This window comes from Microbulbifer pacificus (assembly GCF_033723955.1).
GTDB classification, from domain to species: Bacteria; Pseudomonadota; Gammaproteobacteria; order Pseudomonadales; family Cellvibrionaceae; genus Microbulbifer; species Microbulbifer pacificus.
On sequence record NZ_CP137555.1, the window covers coordinates 2,506,716 to 2,522,852 of the forward strand.

Below are 16,137 nucleotides of genomic sequence, written 5' to 3' on the forward strand. Positions count from 1 at the left end.
AGGTTTCCGGTCGTGAAAGAAGTCGTCATCTACACCACCCGCTTTTGCCCCTTCTGCATCCGCGCCAAGTACCTGCTGGACAACAAGAACGTCCCCTACAAGGAAATTGCCGTGGACGGCAAGCCGGCTCTGCGCGCGGAGATGACCGCCAAGGCCGGTCGCCACACGGTGCCGCAGATCTGGGTCGGCGGCCACCATGTGGGTGGTTGCGATGACCTGATGGCCATCGAGCGCAGCGGCGAACTCGACAGGCTGCTGGCGTGACGAACGCCGCCCCGGTCGATCAATTCAGCCGAGAAATTTGCACACACGCCTTGAAAGGGTATTTCGAGGCCCCCATAAGTAAGACCCATACAGGGAGTCTTCTTTCAGGGAAGGCAGTCTACAAACTAATTTAATAACAGGCTTTAACATGGCTGAAGAACTCAACGGCGCTGCGGCGAACGCAGAAGCACAACAAGTCCAATTCGCAATGCAGCGCATTTACCTGAAAGACCTCTCCTTCGAAACCCCGATGGGTGCCGAGGTTTTCAAAAAGCAGTGGAAACCGCAGGTAAACCAGGAGCTGAACACCAAAACCGCAAAGATCGACGAAGATCTTTACGAGGTGGCGCTGACCCTGACCATCACCGTGAAACTGGAAGAAGAGACCGCTTTCCTGGTGGAAGTTCAGCAGGCTGGCCTGTTCGCGATCAAGGGCCTCGAGGGCGCTCAGCTGGCTCAGGCCCTGAACACTGCCTGCCCGACCATCCTGTTCCCTTATGCACGCGAAGTGGTAGACAACGTTGTAACCAAAGGCTCCTTCCCGGCCCTGATGCTGCCGCCGATCAACTTCGACGCCCTGTTCGCCGCTGCCCTGCACCAGGCCCAGCAACAGGCCGCCGCGCAAGGCGCAGAGAAAACCGACGCTTAAGTCGCGTTTTTTGCACAAAAGGCTCCTTCGGGGGCCTTTTTTGTATCTGGTAGCCTTATCGTCATGCGCGAAGGTGCTGATGCTTGGTACGCGTTTGCGAGACCTTCAAAAACAGGATGTTTTTGCAGAGCCCCCATGGATGGGTTGAGGGGGGGCGCCTAGCCCGTGTCTCGCAATTGCCCACCAGGTAGCAGTGCCGCAACGATCCATAAAACGGAGTGCCCAATGAGCTGGGATTTCCCCCAACCCTATATCTACAAAGTCCGTGTGGAACACGAGCATGTCGACGGTCTGCACCATGCCAACAACGCCGAATATGTACGCTGGTGTGAGCGCGCGGCCTGGTCCCACAGTGTCGAGCTGGGGCTGGATGTCACCAATTACCAGTCTATGGACCGGGGAATGGCAATCCGTCAGGCGGAGTACGACTATATACTGGCCGCCAGAGAGGGCGACGAGCTGTTGATCGGCACCTGGCTCACCATGGTGGACGGCCGGCTGAACATGACCCGGAAGTTCCAAGTGTTTCGCGCCAGCGACGAGGCACTGGTGCTGCGCGCTACCTGGCAGATGGTGTGTATCGAGCTCTCCAGCGGCAAACCCAAGCGGATGCCGCAGACCTTCAAAGACATCTATAGCCCTGCGGTGGTGTCGGAGCCACAACCGCAATAGGGCCTGATAGCAAAGCCAGCTAATCCCAACGGAGCGCCTGTATGAGCGAAGAGATCACCCTCACCAAAAACACCGGCGCCCTCAAGGGCAAGACCATCTTCATCACCGGCGCCAGCCGCGGTATCGGTCGCGCAATCGCACTCAAATGCGCCGCTGATGGCGCCAACATTGCCATCGCCGCCAAATCTGCCGAGCCGCACCCAAAGCTTCCCGGCACCATCTACACCGTGGCCGCGGAAATCGAGGCTGCCGGTGGCAAGGCCCTGCCCATGCAGGTGGATGTGCGCGAGGAGGACCAGGTCGCGGAGGCGCTGAAAAAGACTGCCGACACCTTCGGCGGTATCGACGCGGTGATCAACAACGCCGGCGCCATCAATCTCACCAACGTCGAGTCCACCCCGCCCAAGCGCTACGACCTGATGCTGGATATCAACGCGCGCGCTGTGTACCTCACCGCGCACCTCGCCATTCCCTATCTCAAGCAGGCGGAGTGTGGACACATCCTCAGTCTGTCGCCGCCGCTCAATCTCGAACCCCGCTGGCTCGGACCCTTTGCACCCTACGCACTGTCCAAATTCGGCATGACCATCCTGAGCCTGGGGCTGGCGGAGGAGCTGAGCAAAACCAATATCAGCGTCGCCACCCTGTGGCCGCGCACCCTGGTAGCCACTGCCGCGATCGAATTCGCCGTTGGCAGTCGCGAAATGTTCGACCAGAGCCGCAAACCGGGGGTGATGGCGGATGCCGCCTACGAGGTGCTGATCACCCGCAACCAGGGGCTGAACGGCGCCCAGCTGATCGACGAAGTACTGTTGCACGAACGCGGGGTGGAAGATTTCACCCAATATGCGCACAATCCCGCCAAGGCCGGCGAACTGGCGGTGGATCTGTTTCTCGATCCCTGAGCGTTTGCCGGTGCGTGAGAGAGGTATGCGGGGGATAGTGTGGAAAAGACTGATCTGGACGAGTTTCACGGCGCCATGGGTGCGCTTGGTGACGTAAAGCCACTGGCGCCCAAGCAGCGTGAGAGTGCGCTAAAGAAGGACACTGCGGATCCCCTGAACCAGCGCGCCCGCCGCGAGGCCGCTACCGCGCAGACCTACCGCGAACTGAACCCGCTTGGTGGCGAGTACGTCGAACCCGTCGAGCCCCACGACCCTATTGAATTCAAGCGCGACGGTGTGCAGAACGGTGTCTACCGCAACCTGCGCCTGGGTAAATACACCATCGATGCGCGCCTCGATCTGCACCACCACACCGTCGATATGGCGCGCAGCGCACTCTACCAGTTTGTGCGCGATTGTATGGAGGCGGATGTACGCTGCGCGCTGGTGACGCACGGAAAGGGCGAGGGGCGTAAAACCCCGGCGATGCTGAAGAGCTGCGTCAACGCCTGGCTGCCGCAGCTGCCGGAAGTGCTCGCGTTTCACAGCGCGCAGAAACAGCACGGCGGCCTCGGTGCCACCTATGTGCTGTTGCGCAAGAGCGAACGCAAGCGCCAGCAGAATCTCGAGCAGCACCAGCGACGTACCCGTCCTTAGTTAAGGGCACGAAACGCCTGAAAACGTAGCGAGCGGGTGGCTGACAGTGGCCGCCGGAGCGGAGGCAGCGGAGTGTATGAGCGATACATGAGCATGCTGAGCACCGCCGGACGCTGTCAGGCACACGCGCAGTAGTTTTCTGGGGTTTCGTAATCTGTTTGTCACGTCTGACAACTAATCTACCCCCACAACGAAATTTCGCTTGTCCGGCTGTTTCATCGCGCAGCCGCTTAAGTTTTCGTTGTTCTTCTCTCTTTGCATCGCACCAATTTTATTGGTGATTTTATGCTTCCAAGTTTGGGGGCTCCTCCAGTTGGAGGATTGGAATCGACATTCGCCCTGCGAATGGAGACCCTTCTTGAATAGTTTGGGCGGCCCCAGTGGCCGCCTTTTTTATTGAACGGCTTGATAGCCCGCCGGTTTGAACTCCAGGCGGGTGCCGTCGCTGCCCTCGAGGATCAGGGTGTCGCCGCTGGTGCGGGCGTGCGTGACGCGGGGCATGGCCAGCAGGAAATCTTTTTCCAGTTCGCCGCTGTCACGGCGGCCCACCATGCGTGAAATCTTCGGCGGCTTCAGCCAATGAATGCTGCCGCTATCCGCCAGTTCGAACTTGCCGAGGTAGGGGTTGGAGCCGGCACTGCCGCGCACGAAGCCGAGCTTGTCGCAGGTGAAATAGGGGCGGTCGCGCCACATCTTCTGCCAGAACATGCGCTGCTTGTGCTCGCGCCCATCCACTGAGAGGTTTTCCAGAATCCACTCTCGTTCACAAACACCGCTTTCTACGGTCTCGGCCATCGCCGCCGGCTGGCTGCTGTTGCTGCCACAGCCGGTAACAAAAAGAGTCATCGACAGCGAACAAAGCGCGGCTAGCCTGGTGGCCTTGTGCGCGGGGCGGAATGAGGGGAACAGGGGCAACTGAAACAGGGGAAGCATGATTCCATCCGGTGGCCGTTTGTGCCATTTAACATCAATTGACTGCCGGCGTCTGTGACCCAACCGCTCTCAATTTTGGCGGGTAATGTCAGTGTTGTAATGTGGGCGGGGCTGCTAAAGCCCCGCCTTGATGTATTCGATATAGATATCGCCGGACACGTCGCGCAGGATCAGGCGGCCGCCGCCGCTTTTCACAAACGCCTGGCGGGTGCCGGACAGCGCCCGCAGGTACTGGTTTTCCTGCTCCATCACTTGTGGCGGACCCGCCATTTTGGTGGAGGCAAAGCTGGCAGTGTCCCACAGCAGTCCGCCATTGGTGGTGACCTGCAGGGAGCCGCGATAGGTATTCAGGCCGCTCTTGCCCATGGCCTCGCCGCCGGGGCTGCACAGAAAGGTAAACTCCCGCGGCTGGTCGATGGGGATGGCCTGGCCGTTGATGCGCAGCAGGCGCAGCTCCCACTTGTCGCCGCATACACTGCTCACCGTGCCGGGCGTCTGGCTGGGGCCTGATTCCTTGTCCCCCATATTCATACAGCCCGCGATTACGATGGCGAGGCCAATAAACCACACCGGAACCACTTTGTTCATGCCCTTCCCCTTTCCTTGGCGTTGGCCGCTCCCTGCTGGCAGTTAAATCAAGCTTAGCCAGTCCAGCGCAGGGCGAGAGGTTTACCGCGCCAAGCGGACGTGGAGGCGGTCGCATAAATCGGAATTGTTCTGCGCCGGGTGTGGGGCGGCGGGATTAATCGGGTTGGCGCACGCAGCGCACCACCATTTTCGAGTCCAGTTCCTGCTCGAAGCAGCGGAAACGGGTGCCGTTGACATTCAATGAACGGGGCGCCTCGCGGCTGCCGCCGCGGGGCCTTCGATCGGATGACCTCACGGAGAGGTACGCCGGATCCATATGGGGGGGGACCGCGCTGCTGAAAGCGCGGTCTGCGTGACTTTCCCTGGGCTCGGTTGATGTACAACCGGCAACAACTCCTGTCGCGATCGCCACAGCCAGCAGAATACTTCTCAATTTCTGCACGCTGATACCTCGATGGCTGGTCCGAGAAGCGGCGTCACTGCCGCCCTCTCTTTTCAGGTTAGAAGAGGCTGCCGCCAAAGTGTGAAATTAGGCGCCAATTTGTTTAAGCCTGCGCCGGAAAGCGATTTGTTGCGACAGGGGTTGAGTGAGCCGGAGGGAACGCAAAATAAAAAAGGGGCCCGGTGGGCCCCAATCAATGAAAGTGCAATGCAGTTTCAAGATGACGTCAAAGACATGACTTAGAAGTTGTAGCTACCTGTGAGAGCAACAGTGCGCGGTGCGCCGTAGTAGCCGGTGACCCAGCCAAAAGCGTTGTAGCCAGCGTTGCGGTAGGTTTCGTCGCCGAGGTTTTTGCCCTGCAGTGAAACCTGCCAATTGCCGTCGCCGCTGAAGAAGGTAGCACCGGCATCCAGTAGGGTGACGGAGCCTTCATCCAGCACGCTTGGCGCAGCGTAGATCTGGATGCCGTCGCGGTAGGAAACGGAGCCGTTCAGCACCAGTTCGCCGCCGGCCATATCCATCGCGTAGCTCAGCTGACCCAGAGCGGTTTTCTGCGGGCTGTACTGAAAATTGTCCCAGAGGTCGGCAATGTTCTCGCCAGCGTTGATTACCTCGATGTACTCGGCATCGGTGTAGCCCAGTACCAGGTTGGAGGTCAGACGGTCGGTGATGGCTGCCATCATCTCCAGTTCGAAACCCTGAATTTCAGATTCACCCGCATTCAACACCGCACTGGAGAAGCTCTGGGTCGCCGCAGAGAAGCTCTGGACGGTGACCTGCATATCTTCGTAGTTGGTGTGGAACGCGGTGGCATTCAGGCGCACACGATCTTCCAGCAGCTGGGTCTTGATACCGATTTCGAAGGTATCAGCGGTTTCTGGGTCATAACCATCCACGGTCTCCGGGTTAACGGAAGCGTCACCGCGCATGTCGAAGCCGCCGCTCTTGAAGCCAGAACTGAAGCTGCCGTAGACCATGGTGTCTTCGTCGATCTGGTAATTCAGGCCGGCCTTGGGAGAGAACTGACCCCACTCGTCGCTGTTGCTGTAATCGGTCAGAACCGCGTAGGGAGTGGCCGAGGCAGGTGTGCCGTCGTAGTGATCGGCAAACATCGGAGAGTACAGGCCGAGGAAGTTCGCCTTGTACACGTCCCCAGACTTTTCATCGCGGGTGTAGCGGCCACCGAGAGTCATGTTCAGGGCATCGGTCAGGGCGTACTCGTAGTTCGCATAAACGGCCAGGCTTTGGGTATCCACCGCACCACTGACGTTCTGGGTAATACCATACATACCCAGCACAGCATCAAAACCACCCTCTGCGGTACCGTCGTAGTAGTAGATACCAGTTACCAGGTTCGCCTTGTCACCGGACCAGTTGAGCTGGAATTCCTGGGTGAACTGCTCGTCCTCGTAGTAGGCGGGAACGTCGAAGTCCGGGCGATTGATGGAGTCGAAGTCGATATTGGTTACCGTGTCGCCGGTGCGGCGGGAGGTCATGGACTTCACGGTGATACTGTCGGACGCCTTCCATTCGGCAACAAGGGAGATGCCGCCAGTCTCAACAGAGTTGTCCGACGGCATATTGGATTCGTGGTCGTAAACATTGCCGAGCGGTGTTTCGTCTCCGGTGGGCGCATTGGACATCAGGTAGCCAAAGCGTGCGTTGGAGTCGTCTTTGGTGGTGTCTGCGGCAACCCGTACCCACAGATCGTCGTTCGGAGTGAATTCCAGCGATACGCGACCGCTCAGAATATCTTTGTTGTAGTTGTCGGCTCCGGTATGGATATTTTCACCGTAGCCGTCACGCTGATAACTGGCGACGGCGAAGCCTACAGCGGCCTTTTCGGAAAGCCCGGTCTGTCCGCTCAGGATCAGGTCGCGCTGGTTATAGGAGCCGATGCCACCGCGCACGGAGAATTCTGTGTCGCCGCTCAGCTTCTTGGTCACGTATTTGACCGCGCCACCGATGGTGTTTTTGCCGTACAGGGCGCCCTGCGGACCGCGCAGTACTTCGATGCGCTCAACATCGAATACATCCATCACCGCACCCTGCGGGCGGGCAACGTAAATATCGTCCACGTAGATGCCGACACCCGGTTCAAAGCCCCACAGCGGATCCTGCTGGCCGATGCCGCGAATGTAGGCGGTCAGGGTGGAGTTGGTACCGCGGCTCACCTGCAGGGTGGTATTGGGGGTGAGCTTCTGGATATCGCTCAGGTCGGCAACGCCGTTCTCGATCAGGGCGTCTTCGCCGAAGGCGGTTACCGCCACCGGCACTTCCTGCAGGGACTGCTCACGCTTCTGCGCGGTGACGGTGACTTCTTCCAGCTGGGTATCCGCGTAGGAGAAGCTGGCACCACAGGCGATCATGACGCCCACAGCAAGGGGATTGAACTTGTTTAATTTGCGCATGACTCTCTCCGATCACCAGATTATGGTTTTTATGTAAGTTTCGGACTTGCACTGTAGCTGCTGTCTTTGTCCTTGCCTGCTAGACCAAGGTATGACGAGCGGGTGTACCCACGGACAGGACAGCCGCCCGCCTATCGGTTAGGCTTGAATCATAAACAGAATAACGAATGAGGCGCCAATTGTTCAGCCTTACCCTGCTGGCCGCCGTGGGCCTGAGCTATCTGCTGCTGCTGTTCGCCATCGCCTTCTGGGGCGACCGGCTGCCTATTGCCCAAATCCGGCCCATCAAACCCCTGCTGCTGGCGCTTGCCGGTACCTATACCAGTGCCTGGATGTTCTTTGGCGTGCCCGCACAGGCGGTGAGCGAGGGCTGGCTGCTGCCCCCCACCTTTGTCGGCGCGAGCCTGATGCTGATCTTTGGTGCGCCCCTGCTGATGCGCTTTGTGCGCCTGTCCAAGCAGCAGGGCTCCACTTCCATCGCGGACTTTATCAGCGCCCAGTACGGCGGCTCTCAGTGGCTGGCGGCGGCGGTGGCGCTGCTGGCGGTCGTGGCCATCGTGCCCTATCTGTCCCTGCAGCTGCGGGCGGTGGCGGACAGCTTCCTGCTGCTCGCCGATAGCGGAGTGGGCTCGGACAGCGTCGGGCACACCGAAAACAGCGCCTCGGTGGTGACCGCGGTAGTAGGTGCTACCCTCGGGCTCTTCGCGCTGCTTTTCGGCACCCGCCATATCGACAGCAGCGTGCACCGCAACGGCATGCTGCTGGCGGTGGCTTTCGAGGCACTGGTGAAGATCGGCGCACTGGTGGCGGTGGCCTGGTTTGTTGTCGATTCCGCCTTTGCAGGTACTGCGAACTTGGCGCGCAGTGCGCTCGCCAGTGAGCGGGTGGCGGCCATCGTCGATGCCCGCCCGGCGGATACCGGTTACCTGGCGGTGGTGGTACTGGGAATGGCAGCCATCTTCTGTCTGCCGCGACAGTTCCACATCCTGATGATCGAGAGTGACGACGAGCGGGATATTGGCCCGGTGCGCAAGCTGATCCCCCTGTATCTCGCACTGGTCTCCGCGGCGGTGTTGGCGGTGGGCTATGGCGGCCTGCTGTGGCTGCCCGACAGCTACACCAATGCCGAACGCTTTGTACTGGGAATACCGCTGGAGAGCGGCACGCCCTGGCTCGCACTGCTGGCGTTTATCGGCGGCCTCTCCGCCGGTTCCAGTATGGTGATCATCGCCACCATCGCCCTGTCCACCATGATCGCCAACACCATGGTGGTGCCCTGGTTGCTCACGCGGCTACAACAGCGCCCGGCGGGTGTGGCGCTCGGCAGCGACCTGCGCCGGGTGCGGCGGGTGATCATCGGGTTGCTGATGCTGGCGGCATTCGGGGTGAGCGAGCTGATCGGCTCCGGTGTCAGCCTCGGTACGTTTGGTTTGTTGTCGCTGGCACTGGTGGGACAGCTGGCGCCGGCGATGGTCGCCGCGGTGACCTGGCCCGCGCGCTGGCCGCGACTGCGCGCCGCCGGTGTGATCACGGGGCTATTGATCGGCGCGTTGGTGTGGGGGCTGTCGGCGCTGCCCGCAGCGCTCGGCCAGGCGGATCTTATCGCCACAACACTGGGCTTAGACTGGAATGCACTGACCTCCAGCTGCGTGTTTGGCCTCGGGCTCAACGCACTCGCGCTGGTGGGGGTGTCACTGCTGCAGGGGCGCTGGTTGCCCGGCGGTACCGCGGCGGCATCGGCACCTGTGGATAAAACGCGGCTGCGCCAGCTGCTGGCGCGCTTTGTGGGAGAGGATGCCGCGGGCCGCGCGCTGACATCACTGGATGCCGAGGGCAAGCCGGTGGCAGCGGACGCCCACGACACCGCCCAGGGCTATCGCGAGACGGTGGAAAAAATTCTCGCCGGCATCGTTGGCAGTACCAGCGCGCAGCGCCTGGTACGCCAGTTGAGCGAGCCGGAAATCACCGCGCAGCAACTGGATCAGGCATCGGACATCTACCAGTTCGGCCGCGGCCTGCTGCAGAGCAGCATCGACAATATCGACCAGGGTATCTCGGTGGTGGATGCCAACCTCAACCTAGTGGCGTGGAACCGCCGCTATCTCGAGCTGTTCCACTACCCGGCGGAAATGATCTACGTGGGCCGTCCGGTGGCGGAGCTGGTGCACTACAACGCGAGCCGCGGCGAGTGCGGTCCCGGTGAAGTGGAGGAGCATGTGCAGAAGCGGGTGGAACACCTGCGCAACGGCACCGCCTACCGCGTACAGCGCAACCGTACCGACGGCACCGTGCTGGAAATCCGCGGCAACCCGCTGCCCGGCGGCGGGTTCGTGACCACCTATACCGATGTGTCCGACTATCAGCGCGCGCTGGCGGAACTCACCGAGATTCGCAATTCTCTCGAGCAGAAGGTGGCCCACCGCACCGCCGAGCTGGAGACGGTCAACGATGAGCTGCAGGGGCTGAACCGCGAGCTACAGGCCGCCAGTGCCGGCAAGACCCGCTTCCTCGCCGCCGCCAGTCACGACCTGGTGCAGCCGCTGAACGCCAGCCGCCTGTTTATCGACGCCCTCGCCGGCCATCCGCTGGAAGACAGTAGCCGCCAGCTGCTGACCCGTGCCGATCGCGCGCTCGCCTCCGCCGAACAGCTGATCACCGACATGTTGCAGATCGCGCGCATGGATGCGGGGGACATCCGCCCGAGCTTTACTGCGGTGTCGCTCGACAGCATCCTCGACGACGCCGTGGCCCAGGCGCGGGTGGCCGCCGGCAACCGCGGTATCCGCCTGCGCTACCGCCGCAGCCACCTGTGGGTTCACAGCGATGAAAAAATGCTGCGTAGAGTGGTGCAGAACCTGCTGGATAACGCGGTGAAGTACACCGCCCGCGGCGGTGTGCTGGTGGCGGCGCGCAAACGCGGCGCGGACATTTCCCTCGAGGTGTGGGACACCGGGGAGGGTATCGCGCGCGAACAGCAGCAGGCCATTTTCCGCGAGTTCTGCCGTCTCACCCCCCAGGACAGCGACAGCGGTACTGCCCGCCAGCACGGTTATGGTCTCGGTCTCGCCACCGTGGAGCGCCTGTGCCGCTTGCTCAACAGCCCCATCAGCCTCTCCTCGATTCCCGCGCGCGGCAGTGTGTTCCGGGTGCGACTGGCGCGAGCCAGCGCCAGGGTGGAGCCGCGCCCGAATCTCGTCGCCGCCCACGGCCGCGGTGCCCGCCTGGACCTGCAGGTGCTGTGTGTGGATAACGAGCCCTCGATCCTCGAGGCGATGGCGGCACTGCTTGGCGGCTGGGGCTGCACCGTGCACTGCGCGCGCAACCGCGCCGAGGCGCTGGCGGCGGCGGAGCCGGATCTGCTGTTGATGGATTTTCACCTGGACGATGGCGACAACGGTATCGACCTGGCGGCGGAACTGCTTTCACGCTGGGGCGGGGGCATCCCCTGCGTAATCATCTCCGCTGAAAACACCAATACGGTAAAAAATCGCGCGCACAACGCCGGCTGGCAGTTCCTGCAGAAACCCCTGCGCCCGGCGGCGCTGCGCGCGCTGTTGCAGCAACGCAAGAATTCCCGCCACGGGGCCACTGCGACCAAGGTCGTATAGGCAAGCCGTTGTGCTGGACGCAGTCTGGCGGAGAGTGGTTTTAAAAAAATAAGGTATCCGAGCGATGAAAAAATACCTGTTGGAAATACTGATGTTCAGCGCCTATGCGCTGTTCGCGGCGAGCTGGGTGTCCGGGGCGATCCTAACCCCCGCCATCCAGTCATCCTTTGGCGAGGAAGGCTTCGCCAATGCCACCTGGGGCAGCAATGTCATCACCATTGCCAAGATCATCGGCAACCTCGCCGCCGCCGCGCTGTTGATGCGTCTCGGTGCCAAGCGCGCATTTGCCATTGCGATCGTTCTGATCGCCGCCGGCGGCCTCGGCGCGCTGGCGGGCAGCTACGGCGAATGGCTGCTGTCGCGCCTGGCCCTCGGTCTCGGCGGCGCCCTGGCCATTGTGTATTTCGCGCCGGTGGTACTGCACTATTTCTCCGCCGGTGAACGCCCATTGATCAACGGCATCAACGCCGCGGCCTTCAATACCGGTAACCTGTTGGCGCTGCTAACCACCACTACCCTGCTCAGCTGGTTTGGCAGTTGGCAGTCGCTGGTGGTGCTCTACGGCGTGATGGTGCTGGCGCTGGGGGTGCTGTGGTGGCTCAGCGCGGAGAACTTCCCGTTGTCCGGCAGCGGCGGCCAGCCTGTGGAGAATTACGGGTTCAAGCAGGGCGCCCGGGAGAGTTTCAACTGGTGGCTTCCGCTGGCGTACTGCGGTGTGCTGTTTTGCTATATCGCGGTGTTCGCACTCTTTCCGCTGATCGACGGCTTTGCGGTAGCTAGCCACCACCTTTCCGCGGTCATGATTGCTGCGGGCATGGTGGGTACCGTGGCCGGCATCATCGTCACCAAACGCTATCCGCTGCGTCTGCCGGTACTGCGCTACGCCGGCCTCGCACTGGTGGTGTTTGCCACGCTCATGGTCACCAGTCGCGACCCCATTATTGCCTACGGTGCCGCTGCCCTGGCCGGCTTCTGCATGTTCCTGCCGATGACCGCGCTGGTAACCCTGCCGCAGGAATTGCCGGGCATGACACCGGCAAAAATCACCGTCACCTTCGCCATGTTCTGGTCCATTTCCTACGGGGTGGAAACGGTGCTGATGTACGGTGCCGGGGTACTTGCGGACATTACCGGAGAGCCGGCAACGGCGGCCTACTTCGCGGTAGCCTGTTCCGCGTCACTGTTTGTTTTTTCTTTCCTGTTACCGGAGAGCGGCAAAAAAGCCGACGTGCAGAACCTGGAGGCCGACAATGCGACAGCTTGATCCAAAGCTTGAAGAATGGCTGGTGGCGGTCAATGCCCAGATAGCAAATTTGAAAGCCGCCGGCTTCGAAGCCACGCCGGTAAATGCGCGCGAAAGCTTGGCCAACCTGACCCGCACATTTGTCGAGCCGGGCCCGGAAATGGCGGTGTCGGATACGCTGGTCACCGGCGGCGAATACTCGGTGCCGGCACGGATTTATCAGCCTCGAGATCCGGTCGACGGTGCCGCGATCATTTACTGTCACGGCGGTGGTCATATGGCGGGGAGCGTTAGCGTCTACGACCCGATTTGCCGTCGGATCGCCGAGGCGTGCAAGCGCCGGGTGATTTCGGTGGAATACCGGGTCGCCCCGGAAAATCCCTATCCAGCGGCCCTGAATGATCTGCTCAGCGTGGTGCGCCATCTGGGTGGCGCACTTGATCGCAAGGGCATTCCCCACAATGGCCGCTGGATTTTGATGGGCGATTCCGGCGGCGGCGCCCTGTGCGCGTCGGCGAGCCGTTTGCTGCAACACCAGCCACACAATATCGATGCCCAGGTGCTGATTTACCCCAGCCTGGATTACACCATGCAGACCCCTTCCATTGAGGAAAATGGTCGTGGTTACCTGCTGGAGAAAGAGAAAATTCACTGGTATTTCCAGAATTATTTTCAGAATGCGGAGAATCCATTGCTGGTATCACCGCTGCATGGGGAATTCACGCGCAAAATGCCGGCGACGCTGGTGGTTACTGCGGAATTTTGTGCGCTGCGGGATGAGGGCGTGGAGTATGTGCGCAAGGTGCGTGACGGTGGCGCCAATGCCGAGCATTTGCACTTTAACGACATGATTCACGCGTTTTTGAATCTCGAGAATTTAGTGCCGGATGCCTGTGGGCAGTTATATCGCCATATTGCTGAGTATTTACGGGGCGTCTAGCTCAATGGGTAGGTGCTTTGATCTGGTTTTTTTTGCGGTCAGGCACCGGGTATCCGCTTTTGAAACCGCTGTGAATACGTCCCTGTACGCTGCGTCGGCAACATCCCTGTTGCCGACGCTTTCAAAAGCGGATCCCCGCCACCTGCCCTTCAATTCAAAGTAATTTCCTTCGTAAGTGAGTTGAGCACTGCTTACGAAGCGTGGAATCTCAAAGCGAAGGAGGAGCGCCGGGTGCGGGTTTTCAGGAGCGTCGCAAACAGGATGTTTGCGCCGCAGCGCCCAGGGATGGGTTGAAGGGGGGCGCCTAGCTCGGTCCTGAAAACCCGTACCCGGCGATCCACCGCCACAGAGCTGAGTTCAGAGTTCCCAGAAAAAGCTACGAAGTGCTTAAAGCTGAATCAGCGCCTGAGCCTCACGAATCAACTGCTTCCGATCCCGCAATTCTAGCTTGCGCAAAATCGCCGTGACGTGGCTTTTTACCGTGGGCTCGGTGATGTCCAGGTCAAAAGCAATCTGCTTGTTCAGCATCCCCTGCGCAATCATCTGGAATATTTTCAGCTGCTGCGTGGTGAGATAATTCAGTTTCTCTGCCAGGGCAGATTCGGTTTCCGCCTGCAAGGCCTCTTCGCTGAACCACTGGTCTCCCGCAAGTACACACTCGATACACTGCAGAATCTCATCCGGTCGCGCCGTTTTGGAAAGGAAGCCGCTGGCACCGAGGCCTGCGGCCTGCTGTACCACCGTGTGCTTGTCGCTGCCGGATACCACAACCACCGGCACCGCCGGGAAATCATTGCGGATGCGTGCCAGCCCGCTGAAGCCCTCACTGCCAGGCATATTCAAATCCAGCAGCAATAAATCGATTTCAGACTGGGAAAGACGCTGAAGCGTCGAATCCAGATCCTCGCTCTGCAGCAGATCCGAATTCGGGAAATGATTGGAAAGTGTGGTCGCCAATGCATCGCGGTAGAGCGGATGATCATCGGCGATCAGTAATTGGTAATTCACGGCAGCACCCTGAAGAATGAAAGAACCGGGTGCAAAAGATACTACTGCGCGGTCCATCCACCGTCCACCGGCAGGGACGCACCGGTAATGGTGCTGGCGAAATTGCCACACAGATACAGCGCCAACTCACCGATGGCTTCAGGGCTGGTGGCTTTCGCCACTGGCTGTTTCGCGCCCACTAGTTGCGCACGTGCCGTGTCCATATCCAACTGCTGCTCGCGGGCAATCGCCTCGATCTGTGGCTGGATCAGCGGTGTTTCCACCCAACCCGGGCAGATCGCATTGGCGGTCACATTGCAGTCCGCATTTTCCAGTGCCAGTACCTTGGTGAGCCCCACCAGGCCGTGCTTGGCCGCGCAGTAGGCCGCCTTGTTTTCGGATGCGACCAGGCCATGGACCGAGGCGATGTTGATGATTCGCCCCCAGTTCGCCGAGCGCATGGCGGGCAGTACGTCACGGGCGAGAAAGAAGCCGGCGCTCAGGTTGATCGCCAGGATCTGGTGCCACTTTTCTGCGGGAAAATCGTGGGCCGGCGCAGTGAACTGGATACCGGCGTTGTTGATCAGCACGGACGGGTTGCCGATGGCCTCGCGGGTTTCGGACACCAGCTGGGCACAGCCGGCTTCACTGGAAATATCGGCATCGCTGAAGCCGGTGCGACCGCTGTAACCGGAAAATTCTGCGAGCAGTGCCTGACTGGTATCGGCATCGGTGAGTCCGTGGAGCATCACATGGTGCCCCGCGCGGGCGAAACAGTGGGCAATGGCGAGGCCAATGCCGCTGGTGGAACCGGTGATGAGTACGGTGTGTGGCTGATTGGGCTGCACGGCAAACTCCCGCATGCTTATTCATTCTTTGGAGAAATCCTAGCAGCGGCGGGAGTCCTGGGTCTGTATGACCAAGGTATGACGTGTGCCGTCATACCTTGGGCATTTGAGGCTAGCTGCGTACCTCAGCGGCGGTGTACCGGACGGCCGGCGGGACGATGGTAGGCACCACCCGGGCGACCGGGGCGGTTGTAATAGTGACCACCGTGGCTCGGGCGATTGTAATAGTGGCCGCCATGGTAGGGGCGGTTGTAAGGACGGTTGTAGTAGTGGCGGCCGTGATAGCGGTAGTAGCCACCGCGGTAGTAACGGGGATAGGCACCGTAGCGATAGTAGCGCGGCGATGAGTAGTAAAAGGAGACATTGCCGGACGGGTAGACGTAGGGGGTTGAATAGGGGTAGCTGGAATAACCCACGCTACCGGAACTGTAGTAGCCATCGGATACACAGGCACCCAGAGTGAGGGCGCCGAGCACGGTTGCGGCCAGCAGGCCTTTCTTGACGATTCTGTTCATGAGGATACCTCCGCGGACAGACAGCCGGTGCGTAGCGCAGCCAGATGCACGGTTACACCGGGACGGATTCGATAGTGAAATGCGATTCAGCGTGGTTGGTTGATACGCGATGGGCGCATATCCATGCGGTAGTCACCGCCGCGCATGTAGTAGTTGGCATGCCGCACGTTATGGCAGTGGCCGTTGTCGTGGCAGTGGTAGTAGCGGCCCTGGACACTGTAATAACCCGGCCGCTTGTCCGGATTGATGGCCGTTGTGGTGCCGGTCATGTTCTCCATGCTGGTGCAGCCGGACAGCGTCAGCAAGGTCGCAGCCCCCAGAGCACCTGCTAATCCTGCGAATGAACGCTTCATGAAAACCTCCACGCCGAGTGGCGGGTGTACCTTTCAACTTTCTTAAACTTTCGATCCGATCACCGGCCAAAACTGGCAGGCAATAAACCGAAACCCAAGTGGAAGGTATTTAAGGGTCGCGAATCGGAGATCACGAAGATTTT

General features: G+C 60.4%; 15 protein-coding genes. 8 read left to right on the forward strand and 7 right to left on the reverse strand.

The genetic code is table 11. From position 1 onward, the window contains the following. Positions 1 to 12: 12 nt before the first annotated feature. The 5 genes from grxC (at position 13) to smrA (ending at position 3,126) form a co-directional block, all read left to right on the forward strand. Positions 13 to 264 carry a glutaredoxin 3 gene (gene grxC, locus R5R33_RS10860; protein WP_318952720.1) on the forward strand — a complete coding sequence of 84 codons (252 nt, stop codon included), beginning with the start codon at positions 13 to 15 and terminating at the stop codon, positions 262 to 264. Positions 265 to 412: 148 nt separating this feature from the next. Then, the gene (secB, locus tag R5R33_RS10865) at positions 413 to 913 is read left to right on the forward strand and encodes a protein-export chaperone SecB (protein WP_318952721.1); all 501 of its coding nucleotides are present in this window, start codon (positions 413 to 415) and stop codon (positions 911 to 913) included. Positions 914 to 1,138: 225 nt separating this feature from the next. Then, positions 1,139 to 1,585, forward strand: coding sequence for an acyl-CoA thioesterase (locus R5R33_RS10870; RefSeq protein ID WP_318952722.1), 447 nt, complete (start codon positions 1,139 to 1,141; stop codon positions 1,583 to 1,585). 41 nt (positions 1,586 to 1,626) lie between these two features. Next, positions 1,627 to 2,490 carry an SDR family oxidoreductase gene (locus R5R33_RS10875; RefSeq protein ID WP_318952723.1) on the forward strand — a complete coding sequence of 288 codons (864 nt, stop codon included), beginning with the start codon at positions 1,627 to 1,629 and terminating at the stop codon, positions 2,488 to 2,490. A gap of 39 nt (positions 2,491 to 2,529) precedes the next feature. Next, on the forward strand, positions 2,530 to 3,126 hold the full coding sequence (gene smrA, locus R5R33_RS10880) for a DNA endonuclease SmrA (RefSeq protein WP_318952724.1): 597 nt from the start codon (positions 2,530 to 2,532) through the stop codon (positions 3,124 to 3,126). Positions 3,127 to 3,519: 393 nt separating this feature from the next. Here smrA and R5R33_RS10885 read toward each other — a convergent pair whose 3' ends face one another. The 3 genes from R5R33_RS10885 to R5R33_RS10895 all read right to left on the reverse strand — a co-directional run bounded on the left by R5R33_RS10885 (position 3,520) and on the right by R5R33_RS10895 (position 7,500). Next, positions 3,520 to 4,059, reverse strand: a complete 540-nt coding sequence (locus R5R33_RS10885) for an META domain-containing protein (protein ID WP_318952725.1) — start codon at positions 4,057 to 4,059, stop codon at positions 3,520 to 3,522. Positions 4,060 to 4,173: 114 nt separating this feature from the next. Then, positions 4,174 to 4,647, reverse strand: a complete 474-nt coding sequence (locus tag R5R33_RS10890; protein WP_318952726.1) for an META domain-containing protein — start codon at positions 4,645 to 4,647, stop codon at positions 4,174 to 4,176. Positions 4,648 to 5,328: 681 nt separating this feature from the next. Beyond that, positions 5,329 to 7,500 (reverse strand): TonB-dependent receptor, encoded by a 2,172-nt coding sequence (locus R5R33_RS10895; protein ID WP_318952727.1) that lies wholly within the window; start codon positions 7,498 to 7,500, stop codon positions 5,329 to 5,331. A gap of 167 nt (positions 7,501 to 7,667) precedes the next feature. Between R5R33_RS10895 and R5R33_RS10900 the strand changes: the two genes are divergently transcribed. The 3 genes from R5R33_RS10900 (at position 7,668) to R5R33_RS10910 (ending at position 13,291) form a co-directional block, all read left to right on the forward strand. Beyond that, positions 7,668 to 11,108, forward strand: a complete 3,441-nt coding sequence (locus tag R5R33_RS10900; RefSeq protein ID WP_318952728.1) for a PAS-domain containing protein — start codon at positions 7,668 to 7,670, stop codon at positions 11,106 to 11,108. Positions 11,109 to 11,172: 64 nt separating this feature from the next. Continuing rightward, positions 11,173 to 12,372, forward strand: a complete 1,200-nt coding sequence (locus R5R33_RS10905) for an MFS transporter (protein WP_318952729.1) — start codon at positions 11,173 to 11,175, stop codon at positions 12,370 to 12,372. Continuing rightward, positions 12,359 to 13,291, forward strand: coding sequence for an alpha/beta hydrolase (locus R5R33_RS10910; RefSeq protein ID WP_318952730.1), 933 nt, complete (start codon positions 12,359 to 12,361; stop codon positions 13,289 to 13,291). Before R5R33_RS10905 ends, R5R33_RS10910 begins: the two co-directional genes overlap by 14 nt. 387 nt (positions 13,292 to 13,678) lie before the next feature. Here the strand turns inward: R5R33_RS10910 and R5R33_RS10915 are convergent, their stop codons facing one another. The 4 genes from R5R33_RS10915 to R5R33_RS10930 form a co-directional block, all read right to left on the reverse strand. Continuing rightward, positions 13,679 to 14,299 carry a response regulator transcription factor gene (locus R5R33_RS10915; protein ID WP_318952731.1) on the reverse strand — a complete coding sequence of 207 codons (621 nt, stop codon included), beginning with the start codon at positions 14,297 to 14,299 and terminating at the stop codon, positions 13,679 to 13,681. Positions 14,300 to 14,340: 41 nt separating this feature from the next. After that, positions 14,341 to 15,126, reverse strand: a complete 786-nt coding sequence (locus R5R33_RS10920; RefSeq protein WP_318952732.1) for a 3-hydroxybutyrate dehydrogenase — start codon at positions 15,124 to 15,126, stop codon at positions 14,341 to 14,343. Between the two features lie 125 nt (positions 15,127 to 15,251). Further along, on the reverse strand, positions 15,252 to 15,641 hold the full coding sequence (locus R5R33_RS10925; RefSeq protein WP_318952733.1) for a hypothetical protein: 390 nt from the start codon (positions 15,639 to 15,641) through the stop codon (positions 15,252 to 15,254). 86 nt (positions 15,642 to 15,727) lie between these two features. Then, entirely contained in the window at positions 15,728 to 15,994 is a 267-nt protein-coding gene (locus R5R33_RS10930; protein ID WP_318952734.1) for a hypothetical protein, read from the reverse strand. Between the last annotated feature and the right edge of the window lie 143 nt (positions 15,995 to 16,137).

Bases quoted from the DNA above. Each gene is read 5' to 3' on its own strand.
- R5R33_RS10870 (WP_318952722.1), top strand. From the start codon at position 1,139: ATGAGCTGGGATTTCCCCCAACCCTATATCTACAAAGTCCGTGTGGAA.
- R5R33_RS10890 (WP_318952726.1), bottom strand. From the start codon at position 4,647: ATGAACAAAGTGGTTCCGGTGTGGTTTATTGGCCTCGCCATCGTAATC.
- R5R33_RS10875 (WP_318952723.1), top strand. From the start codon at position 1,627: ATGAGCGAAGAGATCACCCTCACCAAAAACACCGGCGCCCTCAAGGGC.
- R5R33_RS10910 (WP_318952730.1), top strand. From the start codon at position 12,359: ATGCGACAGCTTGATCCAAAGCTTGAAGAATGGCTGGTGGCGGTCAAT.
- R5R33_RS10900 (WP_318952728.1), top strand. From the start codon at position 7,668: ATGAGGCGCCAATTGTTCAGCCTTACCCTGCTGGCCGCCGTGGGCCTG.
- R5R33_RS10925 (WP_318952733.1), bottom strand. From the start codon at position 15,641: ATGAACAGAATCGTCAAGAAAGGCCTGCTGGCCGCAACCGTGCTCGGC.
- R5R33_RS10885 (WP_318952725.1), bottom strand. From the start codon at position 4,059: ATGCTTCCCCTGTTTCAGTTGCCCCTGTTCCCCTCATTCCGCCCCGCG.
- R5R33_RS10930 (WP_318952734.1), bottom strand. From the start codon at position 15,994: ATGAAGCGTTCATTCGCAGGATTAGCAGGTGCTCTGGGGGCTGCGACC.
- R5R33_RS10905 (WP_318952729.1), top strand. From the start codon at position 11,173: ATGAAAAAATACCTGTTGGAAATACTGATGTTCAGCGCCTATGCGCTG.
- secB (WP_318952721.1), top strand. From the start codon at position 413: ATGGCTGAAGAACTCAACGGCGCTGCGGCGAACGCAGAAGCACAACAA.
- R5R33_RS10895 (WP_318952727.1), bottom strand. From the start codon at position 7,500: ATGCGCAAATTAAACAAGTTCAATCCCCTTGCTGTGGGCGTCATGATC.